Source organism: Pseudomonas sp. XK-1 (genome assembly GCF_038069885.1).
Taxonomy (GTDB): domain Bacteria; phylum Pseudomonadota; class Gammaproteobacteria; order Pseudomonadales; family Pseudomonadaceae; genus Aquipseudomonas.
In genome coordinates this window covers 375,399-394,685 of the sequence record NZ_JBBPES010000002.1, presented here as the reverse complement: position 1 = coordinate 394,685, position 19,287 = coordinate 375,399, and the positions used below count along the sequence as shown (strand labels likewise).

At 65.3% G+C, this 19,287-nt stretch carries 14 protein-coding genes; 5 read left to right on the top strand and 9 right to left on the bottom strand.

The window, feature by feature from the left end; all coding sequences use genetic code 11:
* Positions 1-86: 86 nt before the first annotated feature.
* Genes WMW70_RS07470 through WMW70_RS07460 form a run of 3 tightly spaced genes read right to left on the bottom strand, consistent with a single transcriptional unit; the run spans position 87 to position 4,980 of the window.
* Positions 87-3,233, bottom strand: coding sequence for an efflux RND transporter permease subunit (locus tag WMW70_RS07470; RefSeq protein ID WP_341436882.1), 3,147 nt, complete (start codon positions 3,231-3,233; stop codon positions 87-89).
* Position 3,234: 1 nt separating this feature from the next.
* Positions 3,235-4,317 (bottom strand): efflux RND transporter periplasmic adaptor subunit, encoded by a 1,083-nt coding sequence (locus WMW70_RS07465; protein WP_341436881.1) that lies wholly within the window; start codon positions 4,315-4,317, stop codon positions 3,235-3,237.
* A gap of 6 nt (positions 4,318-4,323) precedes the next feature.
* A complete protein-coding gene (locus tag WMW70_RS07460) occupies positions 4,324-4,980 on the bottom strand; it encodes a TetR/AcrR family transcriptional regulator (RefSeq protein WP_341436880.1) in 657 nt (218 codons plus the stop codon).
* Positions 4,981-5,220: 240 nt separating this feature from the next.
* Between WMW70_RS07460 and WMW70_RS07455 the strand changes: the two genes are divergently transcribed.
* From WMW70_RS07455 to WMW70_RS07440, 4 genes are all read left to right on the top strand, one after another.
* Positions 5,221-5,550, top strand: coding sequence for a hypothetical protein (locus WMW70_RS07455; protein ID WP_341436879.1), 330 nt, complete (start codon positions 5,221-5,223; stop codon positions 5,548-5,550).
* Between the two features lie 92 nt (positions 5,551-5,642).
* Positions 5,643-6,893, top strand: coding sequence for a TolC family protein (locus WMW70_RS07450; RefSeq protein ID WP_341436878.1), 1,251 nt, complete (start codon positions 5,643-5,645; stop codon positions 6,891-6,893).
* Entirely contained in the window at positions 6,890-8,440 is a 1,551-nt protein-coding gene (locus WMW70_RS07445) for an efflux RND transporter periplasmic adaptor subunit (protein WP_341436877.1), read from the top strand. Before WMW70_RS07450 ends, WMW70_RS07445 begins: the two co-directional genes overlap by 4 nt.
* On the top strand, positions 8,437-11,631 hold the full coding sequence (locus WMW70_RS07440; protein WP_341436876.1) for an efflux RND transporter permease subunit: 3,195 nt from the start codon (positions 8,437-8,439) through the stop codon (positions 11,629-11,631). The genes WMW70_RS07445 and WMW70_RS07440 overlap by 4 nt, the downstream gene beginning before the upstream one ends.
* Before the next feature lie 361 nt (positions 11,632-11,992).
* Here the strand turns inward: WMW70_RS07440 and WMW70_RS07435 are convergent, their stop codons facing one another.
* Positions 11,993-12,544, bottom strand: a complete 552-nt coding sequence (locus WMW70_RS07435; RefSeq protein ID WP_341436875.1) for a DUF2231 domain-containing protein — start codon at positions 12,542-12,544, stop codon at positions 11,993-11,995.
* On the bottom strand, positions 12,541-13,974 hold the full coding sequence (locus tag WMW70_RS07430; RefSeq protein ID WP_341436874.1) for an ethylbenzene dehydrogenase-related protein: 1,434 nt from the start codon (positions 13,972-13,974) through the stop codon (positions 12,541-12,543). The genes WMW70_RS07435 and WMW70_RS07430 overlap by 4 nt, the downstream gene beginning before the upstream one ends.
* Positions 13,975-14,124: 150 nt before the next feature.
* On the opposite strand from WMW70_RS07430, the gene WMW70_RS07425 reads away from it, so the two are divergent.
* Positions 14,125-15,009 carry a prenyltransferase gene (locus WMW70_RS07425; RefSeq protein WP_341436873.1) on the top strand — a complete coding sequence of 295 codons (885 nt, stop codon included), beginning with the start codon at positions 14,125-14,127 and terminating at the stop codon, positions 15,007-15,009.
* A 126-nt stretch (positions 15,010-15,135) separates the two neighbouring features.
* On the opposite strand, the gene WMW70_RS07420 is transcribed toward WMW70_RS07425, so the two are convergent.
* The 4 genes from WMW70_RS07420 to WMW70_RS07405 all read right to left on the bottom strand — a co-directional run bounded on the left by WMW70_RS07420 (position 15,136) and on the right by WMW70_RS07405 (position 19,142).
* Positions 15,136-15,501 (bottom strand): cation transporter, encoded by a 366-nt coding sequence (locus WMW70_RS07420; protein WP_341436872.1) that lies wholly within the window; start codon positions 15,499-15,501, stop codon positions 15,136-15,138.
* A 341-nt stretch (positions 15,502-15,842) separates the two neighbouring features.
* Positions 15,843-16,289 carry a hypothetical protein gene (locus WMW70_RS07415; protein WP_341436871.1) on the bottom strand — a complete coding sequence of 149 codons (447 nt, stop codon included), beginning with the start codon at positions 16,287-16,289 and terminating at the stop codon, positions 15,843-15,845.
* A gap of 20 nt (positions 16,290-16,309) precedes the next feature.
* A complete protein-coding gene (locus WMW70_RS07410; RefSeq protein ID WP_341436870.1) occupies positions 16,310-18,592 on the bottom strand; it encodes a heavy metal translocating P-type ATPase in 2,283 nt (760 codons plus the stop codon).
* Positions 18,593-18,755: 163 nt separating this feature from the next.
* Positions 18,756-19,142 (bottom strand): hypothetical protein, encoded by a 387-nt coding sequence (locus WMW70_RS07405; protein ID WP_341436869.1) that lies wholly within the window; start codon positions 19,140-19,142, stop codon positions 18,756-18,758.
* Positions 19,143-19,287: the final 145 nt, after the last annotated feature.

The following is a 19,287-nucleotide window of genomic DNA, read 5'->3' as shown; positions in this document are numbered from 1 at the left end:
TGGTGCCGACTACCCAGTCGCAATTGGTAGTTCACGCTTTCGTTGGGGAGCCGTTGCCCAGGCCATCGTTGACCTGGGCGAACAGCTTATGGCGTGCGTTGCAGTTCGACCTTGCCGGTGGCATTGGCCAGCAGATGCTCCGGCAGGTCAAGCAGGTCGTCGTCGAAGGTTTCCAGCGGCGGCGCGCGACGTTCGAAACGCGAGCCGAGCACCAGCAGGCAGGGGGTCAGCAGCAGGGTCAGCACGGTGGCGAAGCTCAGGCCGCCGGCGATGGCGCTGGACAGCTGGGTCCACCACTGGGTCGACGGCGCGCCAAAACCCAGGCTCGGGGTCAGCAGGTCGACGTTGACACTGAGCACCATGGGCATCAGGCCGAGAATGGTGGTCACCGCGGTGAGCAGCACCGGGCGCAGGCGCAGGCTGCCGGTTTCCAGGGCCGCTGCGTGGGGTTCCAGACCCTGGCGGCGCAGCTGGTTGTAGGTGTCGATCAGGATGATGTTGTTGTTCACCACGATGCCGGCCAGGGCGATCAGGCCCATGCCGACCATGACGATGCCGAACGACTGGCCATTGACCAGCAGGCCCACCAGCACCCCGGCGGTGGACAAAACGATGGCCGATAGCACCAGCAGGGCCTGATAGATGCTGTTGAACTGAGTCACCAGGATGATAAACATCAGGAAGATCGCCACGCCGAAGGCGGTCATCAGGAAGGTGGCCGCCTCGCGCTGGTCGGCGTCCTCGCCGGCGAAAGTCACCCGCACATCGCCGGGTACCTCGCCCATGGCCTCGCGCAGGGCCTGCAGGCGTTCGTCCAGGCGTGCGCCCTCGGCCATGTCGGCCTGCAGGGTGATGGTGCGGGTACCGTCGACCCGGCGCAGGGTGCCGACCTTGGGGGCCTGCTGCAGCGAGACGAAGTTGCTCAGGGGGATCTGCCCGGCTGGAGTGTTCAGGGTCAGGCGGCCGAGCTGGTCGAGGGAGCGCCAGTTGCCCGGCAGGCGCACGCGGATGTCCACCTCGTCGGTGGCGTCTTCCGGCCGGTAGGTGGCCAGCTTCAGGCCGTTGGTGATCATCTGCACCGCGTTGCCCACGCTCAACACGTCCGCACCGAAACGCGCGGCGGCCTCGCGGTCGACCTTGATCCGCCATTCGATGCCGGGTAAGGCGCGGTCGTCCTCGATGTCCTTGAAACCGCCCAGGCGTTGCATATTTGCACGCACCTGCTCGACCCACTGATCGGCCTTGGCCGGGTCCAGGGCGCTGATCTGCAACTTGACCGGTTTGCCGCCGCTGGGGCCCTGTTTCTGTTCGCGGAACTCCAGCACGATGCCGGGAATGTCCGCCGTGCGCTCGCTCATATCGGCGAGAATGCGGCTGGCCGGACGTCGTTCATGCCATTCGACGAACTGGAATTGCAGGGTGCCGATCACATCCGCCCCCAGTTGACCGTCTGGCTGAGCCAGGGAACGGGCATACAGGGCCTTGACCTCGCTCATGCCGAGCAGGCGCTTTTCCACCTGTTGCAGCAGGCTGTCCTTTTCCAGCACCGACAGGTCGCCGCGGGCGCGCAGCCAGATCTGCGCATTTTCCGGTTCGACCTCGGGGAAGAACTCCACGCCATGGTTGAAGCGGCCGTAGGCGGTGTAGATCAGGGCGATCAGCGCCAGCATGGCGAGCAGGGTCAGGCCCGGGTGCTTGAGCAGGCGGCCGAGCAGGCGGCGGTAGGCCAGGGCACTGCGGCTGGCATGCTCGGGCTTGGCTGCAGGCTGGCCGCCGGTTACCGCGCCGAGCACCGGTAGAAACACCAGGGCCATGGCCAGGGAGGCGAGCAGGCAGAGGATTACCGTGGCCGGCAGGTATTTCATGAACTGGCCGACCACGCCGGGCCAGAACAGCAGCGGCAGAAACACCACCAGGGTGGTGGCGGTGGAGGCAATTACCGGCCAGGCCATCCGCGTGGCGGCATTGGCCCAGGCCTGGCGCGGGTTCTGCCCCTGGTGCAGGTAGCGGTCGGCCAGCTCGGAAACCACGATGGCCCCGTCCACCAGCATGCCGGCGACCAGAATCAGGCTGAACAGCACGACGATATTGAGGGTGAAGCCGAGCATCCAGATCAGCAGAATGCCGGTCAGAAAGGCTCCGGGAATGGTCAGGCCGACCAGCAGCGCCGAGCGCATGCCCATGCTCGCCACCACCAGAATCAGCACCAGCACGATGGCGGTCATCACGTTGTTGAGCAGGTCGCCAAGCATGCCCTTGACCTCCTGCGACTGGTCCATGATGTAGCTGACCTGCAGGCCTTCGGGCAGCAACGGCTGGGCCTGCGCCATCAGCGCCTTGACCTGCTCGATGGTGGCGATGATGTTCGCCCCGCTGCGCTTGGCCACTTCCAGGACGATGGCCGGCTGGCCGTTGATCCGCGCGTAGCCGGTGGGGTCCTTGAAGGTGCGGTGGATGGTGGCGACGTCGCCAAAGGTCACCACGCTGTCGCCGACCACCTTGATCGGCATGCTCAGCACGTCTTCGAGGTTTTCGATTACCCCGGGCACTTTCAGGCTCATGCGCCCGGCACCGGTGTCCAGGCTGCCGGCGGCGACCAGGCGGTTGTTGCGGCTGACCAGATTGAACAGCTCGTTGTAGTCGATGCCGTAGCTGTCCAGTACCTGCGGGTCGACGACGATTTCCAGCAGATCCTCGCGGTCGCCGCCGATCTCCACCGAGAGCACCTCGGCGATGCCTTCGATGTTGTCCTTCAGTCGCCGCGCCACATACACCAGTTGCTGTTCGTCGATGGGGCCGGACAGGCCGATCGACAGCACCGGGAACAGCGCCACGTTGACCTCGTTGACCGTGGGTTCTTCGGCTTCCTCGGGCAGTTTGCTGCGGGCGGTGTCGACCTTCTCGCGCACATCGATCAGGGCCAGTTTGGCATCGAAGCCGGCGTCAAACTCCAGGGTCACCGAGGCATGGCCTTCGCTGGCCATGGCGCGCATTTCCTTGACCCCTTCGAGGCTGCGCAACTCCTGCTCCAGCGGGCGCACCAGCAGGCGCTCGGCGTCCTCCGGGCTGATGCCTTCCAGGGCCACCGAAACGTAGATGATCGGGATGGCCACATCCGGGTTGGCTTCCTTGGGGATGACCAGATAGGCCCCCAGGCCGCCGACCACAAGAAACAGCAGCAGAAGCAGGCTGGTGCGGCTGCGATCCAGCGCCGCGGCGATCAGGCCGTGCATTTCAGCTTTCCCCTTTGGCGAGCTGGCTGATCACCTGCTGGCCCGGCTCGACAAAGCCCTGGCCGAGGGTGATCAGCGCCACCTTCGGCGGCAGGCCGCTGACCCAGGCCCCCTGATTGTCGACGCTGATCAGCGTGACCGGGGTGAACTCGACCTGTTGCTGCGCATTGACCCACTTGACCCCGTGGCGGCCGGCCTGATCCAGGCTCAGCAGGGCAGGCGACACACGATGGGCCAGGGTTTCGCCTGTGGCGATATGCAAGGTGGCGCTGGCCCCGGCCAGGCGCAGGGCCTGCGGATTGTCGACCTTGACCTCGATACGGAAGCTGCGCGAGCCGGGGTCTGCGGCGGCGGCGATAAAATGCAGCTCACCGTCCATCTCGCGGCCGTCGAGCAGCTCGATGCGTACCGTCTGGCGCAGCTTGAGCTGGATCACCTCCTGCTGGGCGATCTGCGCGCTGACCTTGAGCTGGCTGATATCCACCAGGGTCAGCAGGCTCTGCCCGGGCTGGACGAAGTCGCCGAGCTCGACCAGGCGCTGGTCGTAGATGCCGGCGAAGGGGGCAGTGATTCGGGTGTTGTCCAGCTGGATACGGGCCATGTCCAGTTCGGCGCGGGCCTTGGCCAGCTCGCTCTGCAGGCGGATCAGTTCGTTGGCCGAGACCAGGTTGCGTTCGCGCAGGCGTGCGGCACCTGTGGCATCAGCCTGGCGCTGCCGCACATCGGCTTCACCCCTGGCCACCTGGGCCGGGCGGTTGTCCGTGGACAGGCTCAGCAGCAATTGACCGGCCTTGACCGGGCTGCCCTTGTCCTGATCCAGGCGCGCCACGCTGGCGCTGATCTGCGAACGCAACTCGACCCGCCGCCAGGCCTCGATCTGCCCCTGCACCACATGCTGGCGCTGCATCGGTTGCGCTTCCAGCCACTGCACTTCGACTTTCGCCAGGCCCTGCTCGACAGCCGGTTGATCGGCGCTGGCGACCTGCTGGGCCTTGAACAGCGAGCCGCTGAGCAACCACAGCAGCAACAGCAGACTGATGGCGACGGCGATCAACCAGGGGCGTTTGGACAACTGACTGAACATGGGCGCTTACTCGTGGCGGCGTGGTGGGGCGAGCAGATCGGCGGCCTGGGTACGCAGGCCGGCAATAATGAAATCGGTGACGCGGGCGAAGTATTCATCCAGAGCGATGGGTTCGGCCCAGTGGGCGAAACCACCGGAGGCGATACGCGCCATCACCCCGTTGACGCAGGCCTCCACGCCCCACAGCAGGTTCTGGCAGTCGGCCTGATCGAGAACGTGGCTGCCCAGGGTTTGATTGAGTATCTCGGCGAAGAAGCGTTGATAGTCGCGCTCCAGCTCGAGGAACTGCTGGCGCGAGGCTGGATCCAGGCGCTCCTGGAACTCCGGGCGGTCGCAGTGCTGGCACAGCTGGGCCTGGATCGGGTTGCTCAGCATCTGCTCGAAGGCGCGCAGGAGCACCTGGCGCATGGCCTGCTGCGGCGCGCTGGCGGTTTGCAGGGCGCGCAGCTCGGCCAGGTCGGCGCGGGAGCGATCCAGCGTCAGGCGTGCATAGAGCGCCTCCTTGCTGGGGAAGTGCTTGTACACCGTGCCCTTGCCGATGGCAGCGGCGATCGCCACCTCGGCGATGGTCACCCGGTCCCAGGGCCGTGCGCCGAACAGCTGGCGCGCGGCAGCGAGAATGGCGTGTTCTCGTTGTTCGAAGAGTTGATCCTGATAGCGCATGGTGGCCCGATTGCAGAGTTGTGACCGGTGGTCATGCTATGACTGATGGTCACGCCGAACAAGCGAGGAGTTGTAACAGGGCATGCGCCGGGCCATATGCCGTGCTGGGTTTGCCGGGCGAGCGGGGTGAATACACAGGCGGCAGCCGCGAGCAGTTGTTGCCCTGAAGCCGTTTCGACACGACCTGGTCCTTGACCCCGGTCAATTGCTCCTGACCCGGCACGGGGCTAGACTGCCGGCATGAACGCCTTCCCTCGCTTGTGTCTGGTCGTGCTCCTGGCCCTGGTTCTGCCCTTGCAGAGTCTGGCGGGCGTGCTGCTGGTCGCCGAGCCCTGCCCGATGAGCCAGGACACGCCGCAGGCGAGCGATTGCTGCGACGATGCGGCGATGCAGGCCAGCGGCCAGCTGTGCGCGGATATGAGCAAATGCCCCAGCGCCGGCCTGCCCCTGGCCGCTGGCTATCGATTGAAACTCAAGCTGCTGTCGGCCGCCGTCAACGCCCCGTTGTACCGCCAGACCGAACCCCTGTCCCACCCCACGCTTGCCCCCTGGCGTCCCCCCCGCGCCTGATTCCCGTCCCGTTTCGAACCCCATCGTGCAGCCCAGGCGGCTCGATGGTCGTTGCGCGCCCATAGCGCGCGATATCGACAGGAATCACCCGTATGTACTCTTGGTTTTCCTTCCCCGGTCGCTTGGCGGTCGGCGTGTTGGCCGCGGCCTTGTTCAGTCTGCCGGTCGCGGCCCTGACCCTCGACGAAGCCTTGCGCCAGGCCGAACGCGAGGCCCCCTCACTGGCCGCGCAAGCCGCGCAAGTCGACTCCCTGCGCAATTCGGCCATCCCCGCCGGCGCGCTGCCCGATCCCAAGCTGTTGCTGGGCTTACAGAATGTGCCGATCGAGGGCGATAACCGTGGTCGTTTCGACCGCGAGCCGATGACCATGCAGATGGTCGGGGTCATGCAGGAGGTGCCCAATCGCGCCAAACGCCGCGCCCGGGTCGAGGCCGCCGAGGCCGGGGTGCTCAGTGCCGCCGCCCAGGAGCGGGTCGAGCGCCTGCGAGTCCGCCGGCAAACCGCGCTGGCCTGGATTGCGGCGCGCGCCGTGGAGGAGAAGCTGAGTCTGTTCAAAGACCTCTACGGCGAAAACGATCTGCTGGCTAAAGCCGTGCGCGCCAGCATCGCCGGTGGCCGTGGTCAGGCCGCTGACAGCGTCGCGCCCAAGCAGGAGGCGGCGCTGCTCGCCGAAGCCGAGGACCAGCTGCTGCAAAGCCGCGCGCAACAGCGTGCGGCCCTGCGTCGCTGGATTGGTCCGCGTGCCGCCGAGCCCCTGTTCGGCCGCTTGCCGCACTGGCCGGTGGATGCCGAGCACTATCGGCACAACCTGCAACGCCATCCGGAACTTACTCTGTTCGATCCCATGACCGAGGCGGCGCAAGCCGAAGTGCGCCAGGCCGTGGCGGACAAGCAATCCGACTGGAGCTGGCAGCTGGCCTACCAGAAGCGCGACCGGGCTTTCGGCGACATGGTCTCGCTGCAATTGAGCTTCGACCTGCCGCTGTTTCCGGGCTCGCGGCAGAACCCCAGAATCGCCGCCAAGCAGGCCTCGCTCAGCCAGCTGCACGCTGAACGCGCAGCGGCCGAGCGCGAACATGCCCAGCAATTGGCCGACGACCTGGCCGAGTACCAGCGTTTCGAGCGCGCGCTCCGCCGCAGCCAGGAACTCTTGCTGCCGCTGGCCGAGGAAAAGGTCGCCTTGACCCTGGCCGGCTACAGATCTGGCACCAATGAACTGGCCAGCGTGATCGCCGCCCGTCGCGAGCTGATCGAGGCGCGCCTGAAACACATCGACTTCGAACAAGCGCGCGCGCTGAGCAGCGCCCGCCTGCATTTCGCTTATGAAGAGGTGAGCCAATGAGTGCTCGACGAGTAAAAAACATGCTGTTGGCCACGCTGGTGCTGGGTATAGGCGCTGCGGGGGGCTACTGGTTCGCCCAGCAGTCGATGAGCCCCGGGCCTGAGGCCGCTCACGCGCAAACGCAGGCCAGTACGGCAGACGAGCGCAAGGTGCTGTATTGGTACGACCCCATGGTGCCGCAGCAGAAGTTCGACCAGCCGGGCAAGTCGCCCTTTATGGACATGCAGCTGGTGCCGCGCTATGCCGACGAGGGTGGCGACAGCGCCGCCGTCAGCATCGATGCGAGCGTTACCCAGAACCTCGGCATGCGCCTGGCCCCGGTGACCCGCGGGGCGCTGGCCAATAGCCTGGAAGCGACCGGCAACCTGACCTTCAACAGCCGCGATATCGCCGTGGTGCAGGCGCGTACGGGCGGTTTCGTCGAGCGCGTATACGCCCGCGCGCCCGAGGACCTGCTCGAAGCCGGCGCGCCCCTGGCCGACCTGCTGGTACCCGCCTGGGTCAGTGCCCAGGAGGACTACCTGGCCCTGCGTGATGCTGGCGATCCCGGCCTGCTGGCCGCGGCACGGCAACGCCTGCGTCTGGCCGGGATGCCGGCGGCGCTGATCGCCCGGTTCGAGCGCAGCGGCAAGGTACAAGCGCTGTGGACGGTGACCAGTCCGATCGCCGGGGTGCTGCAACAACTCAATGTGCGCGAGGGCATGAACCTGATGGCGGGCGAGACCCTGGCCACCATCAACGGCCTACGCAGCGTCTGGCTGGACGTGGCGGTGCCCGAGGCCGAAGCCCTGGGCCTGCGCAAAGGTCAGGTGGTCGAGGCGCGCTTGCCGGCGTTTCCCGGTGAAGTGCTCGACGGCAGCATCGAGGCCATTCTGCCCCAGGCCAACCTGGACAGCCGCACCCTGCGCGTACGGGTCGTGCTGGACAACCCCGATGGTCGACTGCGCCCGGGCCTGACCGCCCAGGTACGCCTGGTTCGTCCGGCCGAACGCGATGCGCTGTTCGTACCCAGCGAGGCGGTGATTCGTAGCGGTCGTCGCGCCCTGGTGATGCTTGCCGCAGGCGAAGGGCGCTACCGCCCGGTGGAAGTCCGCCTGGGCCAGGAGGCGGCGGGCAACACGCAGATTCTCGAAGGGCTGGAGGAGGGCCAGCAGGTGGTCGCCTCCGGGCAGTTCCTGCTCGATTCCGAGGCCAGCCTGCGCGGCATCCTGGCCCAGGAGCTGGGTGCGCCGGCGGCGGAGGTCACACTGCAGCCAGCCCTGCATGAAGCCGAAGGGCAGATCGATGCCATCGAAGACGATGGCGTGATGCTCACCCATGGCCCGTTCAAGACCCTGGGCATGCCGGGCATGAGCATGCTGTTCCCGGTCGCCGATGCGGCGTTGCTGGAAGGCTTCAAACCCGGCGACCGAGTGCGGGTCGGGGTGCGCGCCGACGACGAGGGGATGCAGATCGAACGCATCGAGCATCTGGCACCCACGCCCCAGGAAACTAGGCCCCAGGAAAATAGTGGCGGCCACGATGGCCATCAGGAGGCGCAGCCATGATCGCCGCGCTGATTCGCTGGTCGGTGGCCAACCGTTTCCTGGTGCTGCTGGCGACCCTGTTCGCCACCGCCTGGGGCATCTGGTCGCTGCAGAACACGCCGATCGATGCGCTGCCGGACCTGTCCGATGTGCAGGTGATTATCCGCACCCCCTATCCGGGCCAGGCACCGCAGATCGTCGAGAACCAGGTGACCTATCCGCTGACCACCACCATGCTCTCGGTGCCGGGGGCGAAGACCGTGCGCGGCTACTCGTTCTTCGGCGACAGCTTTGTCTATGTCCTGTTCGAGGACGACACCGACCTCTACTGGGCGCGCTCGCGGGTGCTGGAATACCTCAGCCAGATCCAGAGTCGCCTGCCGGCCAGCGCCAAACCGTCGCTGGGACCCGACGCCACCGGGGTCGGCTGGATCTACCAGTACGCCCTGGTCGACCGCACCGGTAAGCATGACCTGGCGCAGCTGCGCGCGCTGCAGGACTGGTTCCTCAAGTTCGAGCTGAAGACCCTGGCCAACGTCGCCGAGGTGGCGACCATCGGCGGCATGGTCAAGCAATACCAGGTGCAACTCGACCCGATCAAGCTGGCCAGCCTGGGCATCACCCAGGCCGAGGTGACGGCGGCCATCGGCCGGGCCAATCAGGAAACCGGTGGCGCGGTGCTGGAGCTGGCGGAAACCGAGTTCATGGTGCGCGCCTCGGGCTATCTGCAAAGCCTCAACGACTTTCGCGCCATCCCGCTGCGCCTGGATGCCGGCGGCGTGCCGGTAACCCTGGGCGAGGTCGCGCATATTCAGCTGGGGCCGGAGATGCGCCGCGGCATCGCCGAACTCGATGGCGAGGGCGAGGTGGTTGGTGGCGTGGTGATCCTGCGCAGCGGCAAGAACGCGCGCAGCACCATCGATGCGGTCAAGGCCAAGCTCGAGACGCTGCAAGGCAGCCTGCCGGACGGGGTGGAGATCGTCACCACCTACGACCGCAGCCAGTTGATCGACCGCGCGGTGCGCAACCTGGGCGAGAAGCTGGTGGAGGAATTCATCGTGGTCGCGCTGGTCTGCGCGGCCTTCCTCTGGCACCTGCGTTCCTCGCTGGTGGCCATCGTCTCCCTGCCGGTCGGGGTGCTGATCGCCTTTGCCGTGATGCAGCAGCAGGGCATCAACGCCAACATCATGTCTCTCGGCGGCATCGCCATTGCCATCGGTGCGATGGTCGATGCGGCGGTGGTGATGATCGAGAACGCGCACAAGAAAATCGAGGCCTGGCACCAGAAGCATCCCGGCGAAGAACTCAAGGGCGAAACCCATTGGCGGGTGATCACCGACGCGGCGGTGGAAGTCGGCCCGGCGCTGTTCTTCTGCTTGCTGATCATCACCCTGTCGTTTATTCCGGTGTTCACCCTGCAGGCTCAGGAAGGTAGGCTGTTCGGCCCGCTGGCCTTCACCAAAACCTATGCCATGGCCGCTGCCGCGGGGCTGTCGGTGACCCTGGTGCCGGTGCTGATGGGCTACTGGATTCGCGGGCGGATTCCCGATGAGGCGCGCAACCCATTGAACCGCGGGTTGATCCGCGTCTACCAACCGGCGCTGGATGCGGTACTGGCTTGGCCCAAGACCACCTTGGCGGTGGCGGCGCTGGTGTTTTTCAGCACCCTGTGGCCGCTGTCGCAGCTGGGCGGCGAGTTCCTGCCGCCGCTGGACGAGGGCGATCTGCTCTATATGCCTTCGGCTCTGCCGGGCTTGTCGGCGCAGAAGGCCGCGCAGTTGCTGCAGCAGACCGACCGGATGATCAAGAGCGTGCCAGAAGTCGCCCATGTGTTTGGCAAGGCCGGCCGCGCCGAAACCGCCACCGACCCGGCACCGCTGGAGATGTTCGAGACCACCATCCAGTTCAAGCCGCGCGAGCAGTGGCGCGCCGGCATGACCGCGGACAAGCTGGTGGAGGAGCTGGACCGGGTGGTGCAGGTGCCAGGGCTGACCAATATCTGGATTCCGCCGATCCGCAACCGTATCGACATGCTCGCCACCGGGATCAAGAGCCCGATCGGGGTCAAGGTCGCCGGTGCCGACCTGGCACAGATCGATGCGACCACCCAGGCGATCGAGAAGGTTGCCAAAGAGGTGCCCGGGGTGAGTTCGGCGCTGGCCGAGCGGCTGACCGGCGGGCGCTATATCGATGTCGATATCGACCGGGTGGCGGCGGCGCGTTACGGCCTGAATATCGCCGATGTACAGGCGATCGTCTCCAGCGCCATCGGCGGTGAGAACGTCGGCGAGACCATCGAAGGGCTGGCGCGTTTCCCCATCAGCGTGCGTTACCCGCGCGAATGGCGCGACTCGCTGGGCGGGCTCGAACAGTTGCCGATCTACACCCCCCAGGGCAGCCAGATCACCCTGGGCACGGTGGCGACAATCAAGGTCAGCGACGGCCCGCCGATGCTCAAAAGCGAGAATGCGCGGCCCTCCGGTTGGGTCTACGTGGATGTGCGCGGCCGCGACCTGGCCTCGGTGGTGGCCGATCTGCGCAGGTCGATCAATGCCCAGGTGCAGTTGCAGCCCGGCATCAGCCTGAGCTACTCGGGGCAGTTCGAGTTTCTCGAACGGGCCAATGCGCGGCTCAAGCTGGTGGTGCCGGCCACGCTGCTGATCATCTTTGTGCTGCTCTACCTGTGCTTCGGCCGCTTCAGTGAAGCGCTGTTGATCATGGCCACGCTGCCATTCGCCCTGACCGGCGGGGTCTGGTTCCTCTACCTGCTCGGCTATCACCTGTCGGTGGCCACCGGGGTCGGGTTTATCGCCCTGGCCGGGGTGGCGGCGGAGTTCGGCGTGATCATGCTGCTCTACCTGAAGAACGCCTGGGCCGAACGCGAAGACGCTGGCGAGCGCAGCGAACAGGCGCTGGTCGCGGCGATCCGTGAAGGCGCGGTGCAGCGGGTACGGCCCAAGGCCATGACCGTGGCGGTGATCATCGCCGGCCTGCTGCCGATCCTGCTCGGCGGCGGTACCGGCAGCGAGGTGATGAGCCGCATCGCCGCGCCCATGGTCGGCGGTATGCTCAGCGCGCCGTTGCTGTCGCTGTTCGTGTTGCCGGCGGCCTACAGATTGATGCGTCGCCGCAAACTGCAGCCCCGGGGCATGGGTGCCGAGGCTGAATCCGCTCGGTTAGAGGGGGCGGTAACAGCGCCAGGGTCCGAGTAGCCTGCAAGACCCGGTCAAGTGGGCGGACGCCCGTTGGCCTGTCGGGATGAGAAGGCAGACTCCATTGTCCCTGCTGATCCGCGGGGGCAGTGACCCGCCGATCTTTGGCGGCAGCGCCATCCTGTTGCCGAGTCGGCTCTGCCGCGACATTGCGGCCCGGCCGGCGGGCCTGCCGATCATCGCCCTGGCCGTGCTGGCGGTGGCGCAGATGCACCGCTGGCACCATCAGCGCGACGTCGAGGACGCTCAGGTGAGTGTCGGCGAGTTCCTGCTGATCTTGGGCAGTTGCTGCGCCCTGTTCGCCAAGTGCAGCAGACTGTTCCCGCGTCGCCCGATGTCTGATGCCGGCCTGGGCCGCCGATCAGCTGCTGCGTCGACGGCCCATCACCCCCGCAAGCGCGCAGCCCAGGCCCAGCAGTGCCAGGATCAGCAGCACCCAGGTGGGCAGGTAGAAGGTGTTGTAGAGCTTCCAGCCCAGTGCCGCGAGCAGTTGCGAGAGCGCAGTGGGCGCGCCGGCCAGGTGGCCGCCCAGGGTGCCGGTGATGGCGAACAGTCCGCCGCCGAGCAGGGCGAGAAAGACCAGCGTCCAGCCTTGCTTGCCATTGAAGGCGGTCTTGCCCGCGCGCCACAGCAGCACGGTCAGCATGCTCCAGACTGCCAGTGCCCAGAACGCCATGAGGATATGGTTGCGCACCATCGGGCTGTATAGGTTGGCCTGCCAGGGCCAGACCAGAAAACCGCTGACGATGGCTACCAGGGCCCCGAGCAGGCTCAGCAGCAGCAGGGGGAGCAGGCTGACCTGGGCGATTTGCGCGGCTCGGCCGCGGCCCAGAACCGCCAGTACAACCAGCAGGGTGGCCAGGGCCCAGAAGGCAATGGGGAAATGCACGAGCATATGGTGCATGCCGGTCATGGGCGTTCTCCTGGGTTGCGGGTCGAGAAGGCAGGCCACAGCCCGATCAACGTACCTAACAGCAGCCACAGGCCGGCAAGCAGGGTCAGCCGCCACTGGCGGATGATGGCATCATTGAATTCCATTTCCACGCCATAGTGGGCGAGTTGTTCTTCGCTATGGCGGGGGCGCACCGGTTTGCCTTCGGCTATATCGAGGCTGCCGGCATGGGCGCGGCTGTTCAGCAACGGCCAGTTCACCTGGCCGGGGTAGAACAGGGTGGTTTCGAACCAGCTTTGCGACCAGGGCGGTTGCTCGCCGGTGAAGGCCGTGGCCTGGAGATCGGCCGTGCGGCCCAGGCCCAGGCTGTGGGGGAGCGAGACATAATGCCAGCGGCTGCCGCTGGCACTGCGGTGCACGGCAAAGCCGATATCGTAACGACCCTGGTCGAGGAACATCTTGTCTTCCAGCGGCTGGCCGGTATCGCGCTCGCGCACCAGGGTCACGTCCCAGTAACCCTCGATCCAGCGCGCCTGGCCATGTACGCGGATATCGCCGCGCGAGCCACTGCCTTCGCGCAGCAGGTTGCGCGGTATAACGTCGCCGTTCTGCCAGTCATGCTTGGGGTCGAAGGGCACGGCGAAGGATTCGGCCAGGTAGTAGATGCCATCGAAGTCGATCCGCTCGGCCTGCACCTCTTCCCAGCGCAGGGCATGGCTGGGACGGATTTCGCGGGCGAACATCCATAGCGGCTGCTTGGCTTCGCCATCCCAGTTGCTGGTGTAGGGACCGCGGCCGCCATCGGAGAGGCGGTGCTCGGCGACTAGCTGGTCATCAGACAGGCCGAGGGCATTGGAGCGTCCGGCGCGCCAGTGCCAGAGATCGAGGAAGTAACCCGCCTTGCGCTGATCCTGCAGGGCGGCGGCATCCACCACGCTGCGCCAGTCGGCGCTCTCATGGCGGCTGGCCGGCAGGTACTTGCGTACTTCCGATTCACCCAGGGTCTGGCCCAGATGCGGGTTGGCGGCGACCTCGGCCGGTTTGGCCTCATCGCTGAAGAAGCGGGCATTGGCACCGGCCGTGATATAGCCGCCGTAGCGGCCGAATTCGGGCACGCTGCCGTCGTCCACCAGCATGGTCACGCGATCCTCGTAGGTTCCGTCGGGATCGGGGCCCACGCCCGAGGCTCCATGGCGAACCCACTCACCGTCGGCAAAACGCAGCATGTCGTGGTAGACATGAGCCCGTTCGGCCGGCCAGCGGTAGCGGAAGAAGATGTGCTGTGGGTTGTACGCCACCTGAACCTGCAAAGGCATGGTCAGCTGTTCGGGGATATGGAGGTTGCGCGCGGGGTCGTTATGCACCACCCCGGTGCCCTGGGTCAGCCACGCCAGGCCCATGGCCAGGGTCAGGCTCGCGAGAACAGCTCGAATCCGCCAAGAGTGCATCATATTCATTGCCCTTCGGCATGCTTGTTCGCTGAGTGTGGTCGGGTAAAGCGGATTACGCTAATGACCTGGGGCGATGGACGAGGCGGAACATTATGCAACCCTGAGTCGCTCGTTCGCCCAGTACCCTACCGAGGACAGCTGATGTCGGGTATGACCCTGCTCAGAGCCACCCGCCCCAAATTTCTCCTGCTGGCACTGTTGTGCGCGGCCCTGGGTATTGTCTTGACCGGGCGGCAGTTGCCGGACATGCAAGGGGCTCAGTTGACGCTGGTGGTGCTAGGCAGCGTGCTGGCCCATGCGGCGGTCAACCTGCTCAATGAATATCAGGATTTTCGCTCCGGGCTGGATCTGCTCACCCAGCGCACCCCATTCTCCGGCGGCAGCGGCGCGCTGCCGGAAAATCCTGAGGCGGCACCGCGGGTGCTGGTCGCGTTCCTGGTCTCGATAGCGCTGGTGGTGCTGATCGGCCTGTATTTCCTCTGGTTACGCGGCCTGCCGATAGTAGTGCTCGGTGCAGCCGGGCTGCTGCTGGTGATCGGTTATACGCGCTGGATTACCCGCTCGCCCTGGTTGTGCCTGCTCGCACCCGGCCTGGGTTTTGGGCCGATCATGATCCTGGGCACGCAGCTGGCCCTGGGTGGCCGCTCGGATACGGCCACGGTTGTGGTCGCGCTGGTGGTGATGCTTCTGGTCAGTGAGCTGCTTCTGATCAATCAGATTCCGGACATTGATGCCGACCGTAGAGTGGGACGCCGGCATCTGCCAATAGTGCTGGGCGAGCGAAAGGCGGCGTGGATAGTGGCGATTTTACTGCTGGCTGCTTACCTGCTGCTGGGTAGTGCGCTCTGGCTGGGCTTACTGCCCATGGCCAGCGGGCTGGCCTGGCTGACCTTCCCCGCCGCGCTCTGGGTCAGCAGGTGCTTGCCCCAGGTGCTCGACAGGCCAGAGCAGCTGTCCCAGGTATTGGGGATTAATGTGGCCACCCTTTTGGCTACGCTGGCGCTGCTGGGTTTGGGGCTGTGGCTTGGCGAGTGAATGCTGCCCGTAACGCATAGGTTTCGAGCTCGGCGCTATTAAAGGCGATCAGCCTTCGCGCCTAGACAGCGGGGCAGCCCTGGATAAACCCGTGGACACCCCTTTCGCACGCGCCGAGCATATAAGTTATCGGTTGTGCCCCGAGCCTGGTGGCGACTTATGGCAGCTCCATGGTTCACGAGAGGCATTGTCTTTCAGGTTCTGATCGACAAAGCGGTAGTGATCTTCCCTGAAGCGCGTCCACCAGTCATGACTGACCTCGATGGCGTACTTTGTTAGGACCTCCTCAATGCAGTCCAGGCAGATTCGGGTCGCATCATAGGCCAAGTCGAGACGTCCCTTGCTGTCATCGAAGGAGACGCTGGCGAGGCCATAGAGCTTGTCGATCTCGGCGATTGCCGCATCCAGTTTTTCTCGCTCCGTGGGTTCGAGCTTCAGGTGACGGGTTACCAGGTTGGCGCTGGATACGCCCAGCCGGTTTGCTTCTTTCACGGCGATTTTCCTTCTGTCGGCACAACGGGAAAACAATGGGAAGCAGTCGACTAGCAGGTCGTTGAAAACGTAGGCGAGGCAGGCAAGACAAGGCAAAAACAGGCGAGGAAGCGGCTGGGGTCGCACGCGACTTTACGTGCTGTAAATGAGCATTCCGAGCCTGTTTTTAACGCTGTATTGCCAACGCAGGTAGTTTCTCAACTGCCTGCTAGTAGGCCCCTTGGCTGGTCAACAGATCCCGCCAGATTGGGCGGCGACCCGGCCCATCGCTTGGTTACGGGGCCGCCCGGTCAACTCCTCCAATAGCTGGTGGATACCCTCCGCAGATTACGCAGCCCGGCTCACTGGCCGTTCGGCATGGCCTCCATCATCTGTTCCATCATTTGCATCATTTGCATCATGTTCTGATGCATTTCCCCCAAGCACTGCTGTTGCATGGGCGCATCCTTAGCCATTGGGCATTGGCTCTGTTGCATGCGCTGGTTCATCATGCCCATCTGCGAGCGCATGGCCTGACGGTGTTCACTGCGAATTTTCTGACGCTCCTGGGGATTGGTGGTGTTGTGCATCTTGTCCATCATTTCCTGCATCTGGGACATGTCCATCATGCCCATGCCAGGCCCCATCCCTTGACCCATCCCTTGGCCCATGCCCTGACCCATGGGCATGTTTTGCTGGTTTTGCGCCAGCTGTTCTGTGTGGTGAGCATCCTCGGCGAAAGCCGGGGCACTCAGCATTGCGCCGGCGAGGGCGAGGGCGGTCAGGGTTTTGTAGGTGAATGTGCTCATGGTGTTTCTCCTGCTTGGTTTTAATGAGTGTTGCGGATAGCGCTCAAGGGAGCTCTCTTGAGCAATAGGGAATTGGCGATCACCGACAGCGAACTGGCGGTCATGGCAATCACGCCGATCATGGGGTGGAGCAGGCCGACGGCGGCGATGGGAATGGCGGCGACGTTGTAGGCCGAGGCCCAGATCAGGTTCTCGACGATCTTGCGGAAGGTCAGGCGCGACAGCTGGGCGGCCTCCACCAGGCCGCCCAGGCGGCCACCGATCAGGATCACGTCGGCGGCTTCCATGGCCACGTCGGCACCGCTGCCGATGGCGATGCCGACATTGGCCTGTTTCAGCGCCGGTGCGTCGTTGATACCGTCGCCGACCATGGCCACCCACTGGCCGTATTCGGCCTGCAACTGGCGAATCACCTCGACCTTGCCGCTGGGAAGGACACCCGCGTGTACGCTGTCGATGCCCACTTGCGCGGCGATGTGGGCGGCGGCGCGCGGGTTGTCGCCGGTCAGCATCACGGTATGGATGCCCAGGGCCCGCAGTTCGGTAATGGCTGCCTGGGCGTCCTCCTTGAGGCTGTCGGCCACCGCCACCACGCCAATCAGTTGCTCGCCACTGGCGACGTAGAGCGCGGTCTTGCCCTGGTTCTCCAGGGTTTCCAGCTGGCTGGCCAGGGTTGCTGTGTCCACCTGGCATTCCTGCATCCAGCGCGCATTGCCGACGCGGATCAATTGACCGTCCACCTGGCCCTGCACGCCCAGGCCGTTGAGCGCCTGGAATTCGCTAAGGCCCCCCAGTTCCAGCCCGAGTTCCTTGATGCGTTCAACCATGGCCTGGGCAATTGGGTGCTCGGAGCCGTATTCCACGCTGGTGGCCAGGCGCAGCAGCTCCTGCTCGTCGATATCGGCGCTGGGCAGGCAATCGGTGACCACCGGTTTGCCCAGGGTCAGGGTGCCGGTCTTGTCGAGCACCATTACCTTGATGTCCTTGAACATCTGAATGGCGGTGCCCGAGCGGTAGAGAATGCCGTGCTCGGCACCGCGGCCGGCACCCACCATCAGCGCGGTTGGGGTGGCCAGGCCGAGGGCGCAGGGGCAGGCGATCACCAGCACCGCGACTGCCGACAGCAGCCCCACCAGGGGCGACGACAGCTCCGGGTTGACCCAAGGCAACCAGGTTGCGCCCCACACCAGAATGCCGCGCAGCGACTCGCCCCAGAGCAGCCAGACCACCAGGCTGGCCAGGCTGACAAGCAGCACCACGGGGACGAAACGCCCGGTCATGCGGTCGGCGAACTCCTGGATTGGCACCTTGGAGCTTTGCGCGTGCTCGACCAGGTCGATCACCTGGGCGAGGAACGTGTCCTGGCCGACCTTGGTGGCGCGCACGGTCAGCAGGCCTTCCTTGTTCAGGGTCGCGCCGATCACCGCATCGCCCGGGCCTTTCTCCTTCGGCAGCGATTCGCCGGTGGCCAGGGACTCGTCGATATGGCTGTTACCCTCGACCACTTCGCCGTCGCTGGGCACCTTCTCGCCGGGGCGCACCAGCATCAGGTCGCCGACCGTCACGGCCTCGATCGGCACCTGCACCTCGACACCATCACGCAGCAGCACCGCGCTCTTGGCTCCCAGCTCCAGCATCTTGCGGATGGCCTGGGAGGCGCGGCCCTTGGCACGGGCCTCCAAGTAGCGGCCGATCAGGTGGAAGGTGGTGATGGTGGCGGCCATCTCGACGAAGGAGGTCATGGGGTAGACGAACCCCACCAGGCCGATAAAGTAGGGCGGCAGGCTGCCCAGGCTGATCAGTACATCCATATTGGCGGTGCGGTTGCGCAGCGCTTTCCAGGCCGATACATGGGTGCTGGCACCGGCGATAAACACCGGGATGGCGGCGAGCACCACCACTATTGCCAGGTAGCCGGGCACCGCTACACCGGCCATGGGCAAGGCCATCAGCAGCATGATCAGGGTCGTGGGTACGCCGGCTATCCACATGCGCCGCCAGGCGTCGCGCAGGTACTGCTCTTCCTCTTCGGCCCCTGTGGGTTCGCCTGCAGTACTGGCCAGCACCGCCTTGGCAACCTGATAGCCGGCTTGCTCCACGGCCTGCTTGAGCGCGGCAAGGCTGGTCTGCTCGGCATCGAATTCGATGCGCACCTTGTGGCTGGCGATGCTGGTGCTCAGTTCAGTGATACCCGGCAGGCGCTTGAGCGACTGGCTGACCAGGCCGGCGCAATGGTCGCTGCCCATGCCGGGCACTATCAATATCGCAGTCTGGCGACTGCCGATCGATTCGATCGCATTCATGGCCTGGGCTCCTGTTGAGCAGGCTTAGTGGCGGCATGGGCGCGATGCGGGTCATGGGACATGTTGGCGCTCTCCAAAAAACCGAGGGGCGCAGCGCTAGGCGCGGCGTGGGGTCAGCGCTGCGCGGCTGCGCGGCTGCGGGGTTTAGCGGGGGAGAGGGGTACTATTCGTTATAGCGATGCAGCTGCTTGCGAATGGGCGCGGGTAGGCCTGGGCTGAATAAGGGGATGAGCTGCACGCTGCCGATACGCCGCTGCAGATCGCTGAGCAGGCCCAGGCGGCCGGCCAGGGCGAGCAGGGCGGTCAATGCCAGGAGCGTCAGTAGTTGCTGGTTGAGCGGCGCGTTCTGTACGGCGCTGCAGCTATCTGTTGTGTCGTGATCCTGGCTGGCATGCTCGTGGCCGCTGTAGATGGCGACCTCGGCGGTGTCGTGGGTGTCGGCGCTGGCAACCTGAATATGGGCAAAGGAGCAGGCGATAAGCAACACACACCAGAGCGCCAGCAGATTTCTGCTGAATGCTCTATAGCGGCTGTGCATCGCCTGGATCATGGGAGAGGTTTCCGCGTCTACTAGGTATCGTTTCAATTAGAGCTTAGTTGCGCTCAGATGCAATTGATCCAAGTCATGGGTCTATCGAGCGATTTTAGCGCTGGCGCGCCGGTACGGAATGCCTGGCGCAGGGGGCACCTTGCGC